Here is a 13,802-nt window from a genome sequence, read left to right on the forward strand (position 1 = left end):
TGCTGTAAAAACAAACTTACTTATTATCACTTATTTTTGTTTTTATTCGATATTTATTAAAAAATATAGAACAGACAGAGATATTATTCTAACCCATCTATAACGCAATTACTACTCATAACGTTCTAATTAAATTAATTATCCAAATAATACTATTTTCATTGTGATACAAAAAGCTATTTCCCGTTTCTTTTCTTATGTATTTTTAGCAATAGTTCGGTTCTATCAATATTTTATTTCTCCTATGCTTCCTCCTCGTTGTCGTTACACGCCTACGTGTTCGGTATATATGGTAGAATCTATCAAAAAACATGGAGCATTTAGAGGAGGCTGGAAGGGATTAAAACGGATTGGAAAGTGTCATCCTTGGGGTGGAAGTGGATACGACCCAGTAGATTAGAAATAATATCATTTGTTTTATTCAAACTGACAAAAAGGCATTCTAAATCTTAATTTTAACCTTTTGCCTTATAATCTGTCTTAATTTTATGCTATTTTTTCATTATTTTTATTAGCTTTTCTTAGAAATTGTTAATCAGATTGACAGTAATTAGAATTAGTACGACTTTCGCAATCAAAATAACAAGTTAGACAACTCACTAACTAAAAATCAGAACTAAATCTATACAAAGCAGTTTAGACACAAAATAATATACTGCATTTTAATATAATTAAATTATACAACCATCACTTAAATCAATCAATTTATGAAACGAATAGGATTATTTTTTATCGCCTTACTTTCTGCTATTGTAGGTGGAGGAGTTGCATTAGGCGTTTATTTGAACTTTTTTCTTCCACAAAACCAAGTTAATTTTACAAATACAAACCAACCATTTCTACAGACAGGTTATGGAAATCCAGACCCAGTAAATCCTACTTTTTCGCCTCAAAATATCAATTTTGTGGAAGCAGCCAAAAAAGCTACACCAGCAGTAGTTCACATTCAAACCTTTGGAAATCCTGCTTTGATGAGTAATCGTCAGCAAAACTCAATGGAAGACTTATTTAGAGATTTTTTTGGACAGCAATTGCCTGATAGAAATCAAAATCAAAATGAAGTTAGAATGGGTTCAGGTTCAGGAGTTATTATCGAAGAAGGTGGTTATATCGTAACTAATAATCATGTTGTAGAAAATGCTACACGTATTGATGTAATTATGAATAATCAGAAAAGTTATACGGCAGAACTTATTGGAACAGATCCAAGTACAGATTTGGCAGTTTTAAAAATTGATGCTGATGAAGATTTGAAACCAATGACTTTTGGTAATTCAGATGCCTTACAAGTCGGAGAGTGGGTACTTGCAGTTGGAAATCCATTTGACCTTACTTCTACTGTAACAGCAGGAATTGTGAGTGCAAAAGCTAGAAACATTAATATCTTGCGTCGTAAAGATGGTTTAGGTGTTGAGGCTTTTATACAAACTGATGCAGCCGTAAACCCAGGTAATAGTGGTGGTGCATTAGTAAACTCAAATGGAGAATTAGTAGGAATAAATACAGCTATTGCTTCTACCACAGGTTCTTTTGCAGGATATTCATTTGCTGTTCCTATCGGAATTGTTCAGAAAGTATACACAGATTTGAAAAAACACGGAATTGTTCAGCGTGGACTTCTAGGTGTTCAGATTAGAGATGTAACAGCAGACCTTTCTAAAGAATTAAATTTATCAGTTGTTCGTGGAATTTATGTTGCTGGCGTAACAGAAAAAAGTGGAGCAATAGAAGCAGGATTAGAAAGAGGTGATGTAATTATTGAAGTAGATGGCGTACAAGTAAACACTTCGGCACAGCTTCAAGAACGCATTGCACGTAAACGTCCAGGAGATAAAGTAAAAGTAGTTTATCTTAGAAATGGAAACGAGCGAAATACAAATGTAGAACTCAAAAATAGCTTGGGAACAACCGACCTTATAACTAATGAAGCTGGAAAGATGATGAAAATTGAATCTTTAGGAATAGAAATTCAAAATATCTCTCCAGAAATGGCTACAAAAATTGGTACAACAGGTGTAAAAATAGCTTCTATTAAAGCAGGAAAGTTTAAAGAAGCTCAAGTTCCTGAAGGTTTTGTTATTACGCACATTGATAAAGAAAAAGTAGAAACTTCAGCCGATGTAATCCGACTTTTAGAAGGAAAAAATGGAGGTGTATTAATTGAAGGCTTCCATCCGACAGGTAGAAGAGGATTTTTTGCTATTGCAATGTAAAATCTGAATTTTGTTAGACTTATCTTAAAAACTAAAAAGCCTTACTTCACAAAAAGTAAGGCTTTTTGCGTTTACATGTGTCCGAAATATAACATCAGAGCCTATCCATAAAAACCTGATAATATTTATTCCTCAACAGGTGTCAGCATTTGTGTATTAAAATGCACTGATAATTTAAAAGGCATGACAACTTCACTTTATTCTAACATCAAAATTGTTTGAGTATAACCAAAAATCATTGTATATTATCATCTAAAATATTTCTACTCTAAACTATTTAACTTCATGGAAAAAGAACTTCTCACAAAAATTCAAAATGAACTAGAAGATGACTATGCTCACTTTTACCGACTCACAGATTACCCTCATATTCTGCTTCAAGAATGGAAAGGATTCTGTATGCCACAAGAACTTAAGGAGGGACATCAAAAAGTAATTGATTTAGTAACTGAACATCATTTTACTCATCTGATTTCAGTAATCGTAGAGATAGAAGGTTCATTTGATGAAGTAAATGAATGGTTTTTAAAAGAATTCAATCCTAAAATGGTAGCACTAGGAATGAACTATGAAGCTATTATTCAAAGTAAAAATTTATTTTCTCAACTCTCTGCTGAAGACTTAGTAGAAAACAGCGAACTCAAAGAAATAGGCTATCACATGCGTTTGTTTGATTCTGTGGAAAAGGGTTTGGAGTGGTTTGAGGAAAGTAAAAATAATTAAACAACACATTCACTACACAACATTATAAATTTATTTTCACGAATAATCAACTAAAGCAATTATAAAAATGCCCATACAAAGACGTGATAACAATTTTGGAACCTTAGAAGAGTTCTATCAAAAAATAGAAAAAATACCTCACGAGCTTGATTTTGGTTCTAGAATGTTGTTATTGATTGATGAGATTAATAAGATGTTTGTTCATACTGATTTATGGGCTTACACATCTCATGGTACTTTGGTTATTCAAAATATTGATGATATAAAGCAAGAGGAACAATTAATAGAAATCTGTTATCATTATAATGGAACTTATAGAATTAATTATGAAATGCCAAAACATGCTCCTTGGAAAAATGCTAAAGTACACGTACACGGATTAGCTGATGGTATAGAAGAAATTAAAAAGTATCTTTTGATTGCTATGAGGGAAAGTGAAGGTTGGAAAGGTAACGAAGAGTTAATTCTTTTATTAAAAAAATACGAATTATAGTTATACAACCTTAAACAAAATCCACATCAACCACAACTTGTATTTTCTTAAACGATTTATCTTTATAAAGCTCATCAATTTGAAATTGAATAAACTCTTTTGTTTTTCTCAAATCAAACTGATTGCGTTCTAGTTTTATCAAAATAGCTTGTTGAAATTTATTTCTGATACGTTCGATAATTGGAGCTTCAGGTCCTAAAACACGTTGAAGACTAAGTTTTGATTGAAGTTTTTTTGATAAAATAAAAGCTGCTTTTTGTGCCATTTCTCGCTCTTCGTGTCTTACCATTAGCTTTATTAGTCTTGCAAAAGGAGGGTAATTATATTGTTCTCTTTCCATAATTTCTTGATTATAGAAAGTTTGATAATCGTGAAGACTAATAATAGCAAAAAGAGGATGCGATGGCGCATTGGTCTGAATGACTACTTTTCCTTTTCCACTCCTACGTCCTGCACGTCCACTCACTTGCATGATAAGCTGCATAAAACGCTCAGAAGAACGAAAATCAGGAAAAAACAAAATTCTGTCGGCATCAAAAACGCCTACTAGATTTACCTTCTCAAAATCTAATCCTTTTGTTATCATCTGCGTTCCTACCAAAATATCAACTTCATGCTTTTCAAAGGAATCAATAATTTTTTCGTACCCTGTTTTAGTTCGTGTTGTATCTCTGTCCATCCTTGCAATCCTACTTTCAGGTAACATAACCTGCAAATCTTCTTCTATTTTTTGCGTTCCAAAACCTATCGGATATATTTTTGTAGAGCCACAAGCCGAACAGTTTTGAGGAATTTTTGTAGAAAATCCACAATAATGACAACGCAATTCTTGTGCTTTTTGATGATAGGTAAGACTTACCGAACAGTTCTGACATTCTGGAATTGTTTCACAAACTTCACAACTCAAATAAGGTGCGTAACCACGACGATTTTGAAAAAGTAAAATCTGTTCATGATTTTGTAAAGCTGTTTTCATTTGCTCAAAAAGTTCTCTTGTAAATTGCTCTTTGAGTTCTTTTCTCTTTTTGGATTCTCGCAAATCTACCAACTGAATTTCAGGTAAAGTAGCCTCTCCAAAACGCTGCAAAACTTCTACTAAACCATACTGTTTTTGTTTAGCTAAAAAATAGCTTTCCACAGACGGAGTAGCCGAACCCAAAACAACCTTTGCTTGATGTTTGTGAGCCAAAACAAGCGCAGCATCACGAGCATGATAACGTGGCGCAGGGTCATACTGCTTATAAGAAGGGTCATGTTCTTCATCGACGATTATCAGCCCCAAATGCTCAAAAGGCAGAAAAACAGACGAACGCACACCAATAACAAAGTTAATATCGCCATTCAAAACACCTTTCCAAACCTCCACACGTTCGTTATCTGAAAAACGAGAGTGATAAACACCAACAGCATTTCCAAAAATTCGCTTCAAACGAACTACAATCTGACTGGTAAGTGCAATTTCAGGTAAAAGCATCAAAACTTGACTTCCACTTTGTAAAACTTGTTCTATCAAACTAACATACATTTCTGTTTTTCCACTTCCTGTTATGCCATGTAAAAGAACAGTAGATTTGTCTTGAAAATGCTCAAAAATTTGATGTACAGCTTTTTCTTGTGTAGAAGTTAGATTTATAGCTGAGGTAGTTTCTGTCCACTCTTCGAACTCAAAGCGAGAAAGTGTCTTTTCAAACTCTTCAAAAATTCCGTTTTTTATTAATGTTTTTAGAGAGCTAGGTGACAAATTTTCTCCTAATAATTCTTTCTTAGAAATACTTTTTGGATAATCTTTTATTGGATTTTTACTCAAATAAGTAAGTAAAAGCTCTTCTTGTTTTGCGCTTCTGGTTGTCTTTGTGAATGCTTCTGCTACTCCTTCTTGACTTGCATACTCCTTAGCAATCAGGATATGTTTTTCTCTTAATGGGCTATACTTTTCTTTTAATTCCTCAAAAATAATAATGATTCGTTTTTGAGTTAATTTTTTTATGACTTGATAAACATCTTGCAAATCTAACTTTTCGCCTGCTTGTTCATAAGTCAATGAGCTTTCTAATTCTAATAAATTAATCAAACGAATTTCATCATCTGACAAATCATACTCAATACGTTTCTGTTTTATTTCCTCTTCGTTTATTCCGTTTTTCCATTCAGGGTGTAATTGCAATCTACTTGTACTGCTTAATTTCAATCCAGAAGGCAAGGCTGCATTCATTACTTCGCCAACCGAACACATATAATAAGATGCAATCCAAGTCCAAAACCAAATTTGAGTTTGTGTAATAAGTGGTGTTTCATCTAAAAGCTCTAAAATATATTTTGCAGAATAGCCTTTTGGTGCTTCTTGAGTAATCGATTTTACAACGCCTGTCAAAACTCGTTTTCTTCCAAAAGGCACAACCACCCGAACTCCACTTTGAACAAATTCATTTAATTCAAAAGGAATACGATATGTAAAAGTAGTTTTTAGAGGTACAGGAATAATAACCTCTGCAAAAAGTGTTTTTCTTTCTGTAGAAATGGCATTTGTAGAATCAGAAAAGGATTGAAAAAGCGACAAATTAGATAAAATTGAAAGGTTATATAAAAGTTAAACAGAAGCAAAAATAAGCCTAAAAAATCATTGTTGATACAAGTATAATACTGTTTTTTGGAAGAACTATACTGCAAAGTTCGTTATTTTTCTTGAAAAAAAGGGTGTCTAAATTAACTCAAAATAAGGGTAGATTTCAGTTTTACTATATTTTTTACTAGAATTCCATAAATTTGTTTAACTTTTTTAAATAAATTTTTAGTATTTTTGAATTTTACTTTAAACAAACATCTCAATTCTTTCATTTCTTTTATGGAAATCGTTCTTTGTCCAATTTGTCAAGATTCCATGTTTGAGAACTCTCGCTATCCAAATGAAATTTGCAAAAAATGTGTGGGACGTGCAACAGATGGACATGGACGTTATGTAAGATTTTATAATCGTACTATTTCTGGTGGCTGTATAGCTTTTTATGTAGATCCAGATGGAAGAGAAGAATACCATAGCACTATCTGTTATGTTAGTAAACAAAAATGTCAGGCTAAAGAAGCTCGTTTTGGAGGAATAGTAATAGAATTAGTTAAATTAAAAGATAAAAATCAGTAAAATTAATTATTAAGTATAAAAAACCACTTACACATACTCTCTGATAGGTATTTAAATGGCTATTTTGAAAAAAATTCAGAAAAATCAAAACAATTTTAAAACTTTTCAATAAAAAGTGTAACCTTTAAAAAAAGTTTGCGTTAGTATAAGCAAGTGAAACAAAAAAGGTCATTTTTTATAGCTTTTTATTTCTTCACTTCATAAGTTCTGAGAAATTTATCTCAATTATTGAACTTAATTTTTTAATCTTAATTTTTGTTTTTACATAATCTTTCAATTTTCTTAACTCCACCTTTTTCAAATAACTTCTCCAATTTTAATGACTTTTTTATCAAAAAATTCATTACTTGGTAATCTAATAAAGTTTGCATTTGTTGCAAAAAACACTATATTAGATTAAAATAAGAAACTAATTAGTTAATACTTGTACAAACAATCATTTGTTTAACTTTTTTAACTAAATAATTACACAAAAATTTGGAAAGACATTTTAGAAATAGTAAATTTGTATTAAACAAAAACAAATACCTCCAAACTTCAAAATTTTTTTAACTATGACAGCCTTCGAATTTGGATTTGCACTACAAAAAATAGCTTACTCTTTGCGTCCTTTCGCATTAAAGCTAACTAAAGATTCTGATGAAGCAAATGATTTGCTTCAAGAAACAATATTAAAAGCCTTTTCTAACCGTGAAAAATTTACGGAAGGAACAAACTTAAAGGCATGGTTATATACCATCATGAAAAATACATTTATTACGAATTATCAGCGTTTGGTGCGTCGTAATACATTTATTGATACTACTGAAAATTTACATTTCCTTAATTCTTCTAATCATGTAGCTGCAAATGGTGCATATGGAGATTTTATGATGCAAGATGTAGTTCGTGCAATTGACAAATTAGATGATGCTTATAAAGTACCTTTTATGATGCACTTTAGAGGCTTCAAATATTATGAAATTGCAGAACGTTTAGAGATTCCTATCGGAACAGTAAAAAACAGAATTCATATTGCACGTAAAGAACTAAAAGGAAATTTGAAGGTTTACTCTTCTAAAAATTAATTTAGTTTACTAATCTGAACTTTATATAAAAATATTTAAAAAAAACGCACATTTTTTTCAAACAAAAGTGTGCGTTTTTCTATTTTGGAAAAAGAACATACTTATTACCTTTACTATTTCGTTCTACTAGAAAATCTTATAAAGTTCTTATGAATACTCTTACCCCTTCAATAACATCAACAAGAACTGATACTATTTCAGATTCTATGGCACTTTATAATACAACTGCTTTAAAGTGTAGCAAATTGATTACTCAACATTACAGCACTTCTTTTACGTTAGGTATACAGACATTACACAAAAAATTACATTTTCCTATTTATGCAATTTATGGATATGTTCGTTATGCTGATGAAATTGTAGATACTTTTCACGACAAAGATAGAGCAACTTTACTTGCTCGTTTTAGAGAAGATACTTTTCGTGCAATTGAGGAAAAAATTAGTACAAATCCTGTCATTCATTCTTTTCAACTTGCAGTTGAGCGTTATTCCATTGAAGATGAGCTTATAGAAGCCTTTTTGAATAGTATGAAAATGGATTTAGATAAAAAAGAATATAGTGATAATAAGTACAATGAATATATTTATGGCTCTGCTGAAGTAGTAGGTTTAATGTGTTTGCGTGTATTTTGTGAAAATGATAGCGAACTGTATGATAGCTTGAAAGCAGGAGCTAGAAGCCTTGGAGCAGCTTTTCAGAAAGTAAATTTTTTGAGAGACATGAAAAGTGATTTTGACGAACGTGGAAGAGTTTATTTTCCTGATGTTGATTATTCACAATTTGATTCTAGTGCTAAACTTGAGATAGAAAACGATATTCAAAAAGATTTTGATGCAGCATACGAAGCCATTTTACGATTGCCTAAGCCTTCACGTATGGGTGTTTATTTAGCTTATGTTTATTATTTAAAATTATTCAATAAAATAAAACAATCTTCTGCCCAAACGATACTTTCAGAAAGAATACGTGTTCCTGATAGTAGAAAAATGTTTTTATTGGTGGAGAGTTACGTAAAACACCGTCTGAATTATTTATAATATTCAATGAAAAATTAAGACAAAATAGTTTAATTATAAAAAAAACCTATCATTTTATAAAGAATGATAGGTTTTTACTTAATAAATAAAAAGGATTATTTGCTTATTCTCCAAACTCCTCCAATTTGAAAGTATAATCTTTCGGATCTAATTTAAAAGTTCCTTTATTGAAGCTAGAAATAAATTTAGAAACTGTTTCATCAGTTACTTCTTTTACTTTCAAACAAACATCTAAACCTACACCATATTCGACAGCTTCGTCAAAATCAATGTATTCGCTTACCTGTACTTCTTCATTTTCTTCAATTTCTGCTACTTTTTCGTCAAAGTATTCCATAGCTTCTGAATCTTCGTTTTCCATTTCCATTTCCAAATTAAAATCTGGAAAAGTATCCTCTACACGCTCTTCTGCTAAAGCAAAAACTGCCATTTCGTACTCTACACGTAAGGCAAACAAACATGCATCAAATACAACAGCATTTCCTTTGTATTCTCCTGTAAAATAAAAACAAACTGATTCGGAAGTACGCTCAATATCTTCGTTGATTACAAAATCACGTCCTTCTTTTAGAGCCTTTTCTCTAATAGTTTTAATAGCTTCTGCTGAATATCCTTCGTTTTGCATAAATAATAATGTCTATAGATTGATTTTAATATTAGGTTAAGATAAAAAAAGTTTAAAAAATGAGTAATTTTACAATAAATTACTGCTTAAAATTTTCCTACCAAACGGATTTTGTTTATAGTTTGTTGTGAAAATCTAAAATTTATTTTTCCACATCATAGATTCTACTGGCTTTGTACTTCTTTCGTTGTATTTAGCTGAGTTTTTCTCATTATAAGGTCTTTCAATTTGTCCATCTACCTTGAAGTAAATAAGCTGACCAATCGGCATTCCTGCATAAATCCGAACAGCTTGTGTCACCGAAATTTCTAATGTCCACGCATTACAAAAACCAACATCACCTTTTCCTGCCGTTGCATGAATATCAATTCCTAATCTACCTACACTAGATTTTCCTTCCAAAAAAGGAACATGAGCAAGTGTTTCGGTATATTCTTCTGTCATTCCCAAATAAAGCGTATTTGGTTGAAGCACAAAACCTTCATCTGGAATTTCAAAAGTTGTAATTTTATTGTGTGCCTTGGCATCCAAAACTTCATCTTGGTAGGTAGCCAAAAATTTACCTAAATGTACATCATAAGAGTTTGTACCCAAACATTCTCTATCAAAAGGCTCAACTAAAATAGTTCCCTTTTCAATCTCGGTTAGTATTTCTTTGTCTGATAAAATCATAATTTGAATTGTGAATTGTGAATGTTGAATTATGAATGAATAGTTCATCATTCACAATTCAACATTCATAATTCATTATTGTATCTAGTTTGTTTTCTTCTATAAATTCTGTTTTAATAGGCGAAATAGAAATTTTTGGAGCTTCAAAGCCTTCATTAAAAAAGACATCTGTAGCTGTAAAACGACGGATTTCATCATAAAATCCATTTTCTATCAAGGAATGTAAAATTTTACTTCCCCCTTCTATAAAAACAGAATGAATATTTTTACGATGCAAATCTTCAAAGAGTGTTTGCCAAAAATTAGCTTGATCTAGTTCTTGGTTGAGTTCTATGAGTTCAGTTTGTAAAAATTTATCTACAAAAGTAGTCTTTTTTAAGTTATCATTATCAGAATAAGAATAAAAAATTGTAGGTTGCGAATCATCAAAAACAGAAAAGCTAGAATTCAGCTCATCAAAACCATTTCCTGCTAATATAATTCGTGTCGGATTTTTACCTATCCATTCTCTTACATTTAGCTTTGGATTGTCTTGCAAAATGGTATTTTTTCCTACCAAAATTCCGTCTTCTTCACTTCTCCATTTATGCACCAATTTCCTAGAAACAGCATTGCTAATCCATTTGGAAGTACCATCTTTTCTTGCAATAAATCCGTCTGCTGTTTGCGCCCACTTCAAAATAATATATGGACGTTTTTTTATAAAAGCTGTCAGAAAACGTCTGTTTTGGTGTTTTGCTTCCTGCTCACACATTCCTATCACAACTTCAATTCCTGCATCTTTTAGTTTCTGAATTCCTCTTCCTGCATCGTTTTGAGCGACTAACGGGTTTGGGTCAAGTGTAGCAATGACTACTTTTTTGACATTTGCTTTAATGAGCGCATCAGCACAAGGAGGCGTTTTTCCAAAATGACTACAAGGTTCTAAGGTAACATAAATAGTCGCTTTGGAAAGCAAATTATTTTTTAAACCCTCATCGCTTTCTGAAATGCTATTGAGCGCATTTACTTCTGCGTGTGCTTCTCCGTATTTTTTGTGATAACCTTCTCCAATAATTCGGTTTTCGGCTACAATTACACAGCCTACTAAAGGATTTGGACTTACAGAACCTTTGCCTTTTTCGGCTAATTGTAAGGCACGTTGCATGTATAGTTGTTCGTTCATTTTTTCTTGATTTTGTTTTAACGAACGGTTCGCTTAGAGCGAACTGTTCGTTTATGTTTTCTTATTCTTCACAATATAATTTTAAAGGAATAGAAATAAATTGTTGTCCGTTCCATTTTAATGTCATTCTTGACATTATTTCGCCACTTCCCTCTTTATTTTTTCTCAACTCTCTCTGTTCGTTATAGTCTATCTTTTTTATATTTCCATAAAATCGTCTGTGATTAAATGTAATTTCATTTTTTGTAGAATCAAATGCAGGAACTACCCAAGCAAAATGAGGTGATTTTTGATAAATTCCAGTAGATTTTCCTTCAATACAATCTTTACAAAGTTGAATTTTATTATCTTCAATTTGATAGGCTTTTACTATAACATTTGTATCCTCCATTCCTCCTCCATCGTGGTCTGAAATTATAATATATAATGATTTTTTATTTTTTTCTACTTGAAAAAGAGCTAAAGGAGCAGCAGATTCGCCATAAGAATCCTCATCGTCAAAAGTAAAACCTGATATTTCTTCTATTATGGTTTTATCTTTCTGTTGATTTCTATAAGCAGCATAAGCAGTTGCACTTTTTGAATTAGAACCCCTTTGATAATAGATAGAATAGATGACAAATTTCTTATCAGCAGAAGCCAAATAATATAAGTCTTTTGCTACGTTAGGTAATCCATAATCAAAAAAAGTAGAATCTTTTATAGCTTTTTTTAATAGAACGTGTATTTTTCCTATGGAATCTGCTTGTTCTTGTGAACTATTAGAAGGCAAGACTTTCATATACTTTATCAATTCATTTTCTATCTCTACTAAGTTTTTAGACGGATTTTGAGGATTTGTAATAGAATCATTGTATGGAGAATAATAAGGAGGAAAATATCTTCCAAAATCAATCTTTGTAGTATCAATCATACTACTCAAAGCAGCTTTGTTTACTGATGAATCTTTTTGATATAAATTAGAAATGTATTTCATCACAGTATTTTCTCTACCACTCATTGATTCATTATTTGTGTAACTATGTAAATACCGAAAAATATAGACAAAATGCTCAACAGACTTTGGAGTTTGACAATTAGCAACCTGTACTTGAAAGCTTGACAAACTATCCTTTTCAGCCACCGAATAAACCGTAGAAACATATATTTTTTCAAGCACATCAGTAGTTCGTTTTTTGGCTTCTTCATTTTTGATTTGAGAAAGCCATTGTTCTGGATTTACTGGCAATTTTTCTTCTTTTTGCTTACAAGCCATAAAAAGATTTAAAAATAGAAATAATAAAGCTAGATTTTTCATTGAGCGTCTATGATTATTTTCCAAAATTAGCTCAAAATGCTTCTGCAATTCCGAAGTAAAAATTAATTTTTTCGCCCTTTGCGACATCGAAACGAAGGTTAAGATTTTCAGATTTTACAATTCTCAAACGCAACCCTGCACCATAGCCTACTTTTATATCACTAAAACGCAAATCAGAAATTTGATGATATACTTCGCCAGCTCCAGCAAAAACAACCATTCCGATAGGTGCAAAAACAGGAAAACGATATTCAGCTTGTGCAGCCAACATATTATTTTCTAAAAAACGTCCTTTATAGTATCCACGCATTAGTTCGCTTCCACCAAGCGCAGCGAGTTCTCCCAAAGGCGCACGACCATCACTAAAATAACCATACGCTTGCAAAGCCAAAACATCATCACGCTTAGATAATTTAAAATACTGACGCAAATCTACTTTAGTCAAATCAAAAGGAACTCCACCTACTTTTTTTCCATAAAAAGCATGTCTAAATTCATACAAAGAGCCACTAAAGGCATTCAAAACGTTATCTCTATCATCATACGTAGCTGCCAATTCTAGCCCTGCTGAAATAGCACCATCAAAACCTAGTGGTTTATCCCTTTCTAATAACCCATCTTTTTCATATTCCATATTCCAGATATTATTGTAGCGAATGCCTCCTCCTAGAAAAAATTTTCCTACAATTCGCCTTAAAAGTAAAGGTTCGAAAAGGATATTTTGATACTCAAAAAGTTCTTCATCTTTGCTAGAAGTGTTGTTTCCAATTCCATAATATTGTTGTGGAAATTTAGAATAACCAATATTTCCTTTGAGCATCCAGTTTTCGTGATTGAAAAAAATAGTGTAGCCAGAGGAGATAACTACTTGCTTTCGAAGTGTATAAAGTGCCGAAATAGGCATGTTTGAAGTACGAGTGTCTTGAGTAGCATGTTTGAATTTGAAAAGCCATTTTGCGCCTATTCCAAATCCCCAACTTGTTTCAGGCTTATAAGAAACCACTGGAGAAATAACAAATTTGCTACGAAAACGAGTAGAATCTTGCTGTCTATCAGCTTCATTTCTAAACTCTACATAATCAATTATTTTTTCAAAGAAAGTTTCTTGTTGGTCTTGATTTGAATCTAGTTTAGTAGAATCATTTTGATTTTCTGATTGATTTTGAGCGTGTAGTAAATTTTGAGTAAATAAAGTAGTCCAAAATAGAAATACAAAAACTATATAAGTAGTAGTATTCATTAATAAAAATAGAATAATTGAAAGTGAAGGAAATAGAAGATAAAAAAATAGACTTATTAATAACTCTTTTTTGGTTTATTAAGAAGTCTTTTTATAGAACTGTATTTATGAGGTTTTTGTTAAGTATTGAA

Annotated in this window: 13 protein-coding genes; 7 read left to right on the forward strand and 6 right to left on the reverse strand. The window is 31.5% G+C overall.

Going from position 1 to position 13,802, the window contains the following annotated elements; genetic code table 11:
• Positions 1 to 166: 166 nt before the first annotated feature.
• The 4 genes from yidD (at position 167) to V9L04_RS06240 (ending at position 3,429) form a co-directional block, all read left to right on the forward strand.
• Positions 167 to 400 carry a membrane protein insertion efficiency factor YidD gene (yidD, locus tag V9L04_RS06225; RefSeq protein WP_338794187.1) on the forward strand — a complete coding sequence of 78 codons (234 nt, stop codon included), beginning with the start codon at positions 167 to 169 and terminating at the stop codon, positions 398 to 400.
• A gap of 307 nt (positions 401 to 707) precedes the next feature.
• Positions 708 to 2,213: a Do family serine endopeptidase gene (locus V9L04_RS06230; RefSeq protein ID WP_338793220.1), complete on the forward strand. Its 1,506-nt coding sequence runs from the start codon at positions 708 to 710 to the stop codon at positions 2,211 to 2,213.
• A 285-nt stretch (positions 2,214 to 2,498) separates the two neighbouring features.
• Positions 2,499 to 2,936 (forward strand): hypothetical protein, encoded by a 438-nt coding sequence (locus V9L04_RS06235; protein WP_338793221.1) that lies wholly within the window; start codon positions 2,499 to 2,501, stop codon positions 2,934 to 2,936.
• Between the two features lie 67 nt (positions 2,937 to 3,003).
• Positions 3,004 to 3,429 (forward strand): hypothetical protein, encoded by a 426-nt coding sequence (locus V9L04_RS06240; protein ID WP_338793222.1) that lies wholly within the window; start codon positions 3,004 to 3,006, stop codon positions 3,427 to 3,429.
• A 10-nt stretch (positions 3,430 to 3,439) separates the two neighbouring features.
• Here V9L04_RS06240 and priA read toward each other — a convergent pair whose 3' ends face one another.
• On the reverse strand, positions 3,440 to 5,986 hold the full coding sequence (gene priA / locus V9L04_RS06245; RefSeq protein ID WP_338793223.1) for a primosomal protein N': 2,547 nt from the start codon (positions 5,984 to 5,986) through the stop codon (positions 3,440 to 3,442).
• Positions 5,987 to 6,271: 285 nt separating this feature from the next.
• Between priA and V9L04_RS06250 the strand changes: the two genes are divergently transcribed.
• The 3 genes from V9L04_RS06250 (at position 6,272) to V9L04_RS06260 (ending at position 8,672) form a co-directional block, all read left to right on the forward strand.
• Positions 6,272 to 6,565 carry a hypothetical protein gene (locus tag V9L04_RS06250; protein WP_338793224.1) on the forward strand — a complete coding sequence of 98 codons (294 nt, stop codon included), beginning with the start codon at positions 6,272 to 6,274 and terminating at the stop codon, positions 6,563 to 6,565.
• A gap of 554 nt (positions 6,566 to 7,119) precedes the next feature.
• On the forward strand, positions 7,120 to 7,632 hold the full coding sequence (locus tag V9L04_RS06255) for an RNA polymerase sigma factor (protein ID WP_338793225.1): 513 nt from the start codon (positions 7,120 to 7,122) through the stop codon (positions 7,630 to 7,632).
• A 149-nt stretch (positions 7,633 to 7,781) separates the two neighbouring features.
• Complete coding sequence (locus V9L04_RS06260; protein ID WP_338793226.1) at positions 7,782 to 8,672, forward strand: phytoene/squalene synthase family protein; 891 nt, start codon at positions 7,782 to 7,784, stop codon at positions 8,670 to 8,672.
• 103 nt (positions 8,673 to 8,775) lie between these two features.
• On the opposite strand, the gene V9L04_RS06265 is transcribed toward V9L04_RS06260, so the two are convergent.
• From V9L04_RS06265 to V9L04_RS06285, 5 genes are all read right to left on the reverse strand, one after another.
• Positions 8,776 to 9,297, reverse strand: coding sequence for a hypothetical protein (locus V9L04_RS06265; RefSeq protein WP_338793228.1), 522 nt, complete (start codon positions 9,295 to 9,297; stop codon positions 8,776 to 8,778).
• 135 nt (positions 9,298 to 9,432) lie between these two features.
• The gene (gene dcd, locus V9L04_RS06270; protein ID WP_338793229.1) at positions 9,433 to 9,969 is read right to left on the reverse strand and encodes a dCTP deaminase; all 537 of its coding nucleotides are present in this window, start codon (positions 9,967 to 9,969) and stop codon (positions 9,433 to 9,435) included.
• Positions 9,970 to 10,027: 58 nt separating this feature from the next.
• Positions 10,028 to 11,134: a bifunctional diaminohydroxyphosphoribosylaminopyrimidine deaminase/5-amino-6-(5-phosphoribosylamino)uracil reductase RibD gene (ribD, locus tag V9L04_RS06275; RefSeq protein ID WP_338793230.1), complete on the reverse strand. Its 1,107-nt coding sequence runs from the start codon at positions 11,132 to 11,134 to the stop codon at positions 10,028 to 10,030.
• 61 nt (positions 11,135 to 11,195) lie between these two features.
• Positions 11,196 to 12,431 (reverse strand): hypothetical protein, encoded by a 1,236-nt coding sequence (locus V9L04_RS06280; RefSeq protein ID WP_338793231.1) that lies wholly within the window; start codon positions 12,429 to 12,431, stop codon positions 11,196 to 11,198.
• Positions 12,432 to 12,462: 31 nt separating this feature from the next.
• The gene (locus V9L04_RS06285) at positions 12,463 to 13,671 is read right to left on the reverse strand and encodes a BamA/TamA family outer membrane protein (RefSeq protein ID WP_338793232.1); all 1,209 of its coding nucleotides are present in this window, start codon (positions 13,669 to 13,671) and stop codon (positions 12,463 to 12,465) included.
• Between the last annotated feature and the right edge of the window lie 131 nt (positions 13,672 to 13,802).

This window comes from Bernardetia sp. MNP-M8 (genome assembly GCF_037126285.1).
Lineage (GTDB): Bacteria > Bacteroidota > Bacteroidia > Cytophagales > Bernardetiaceae > Bernardetia.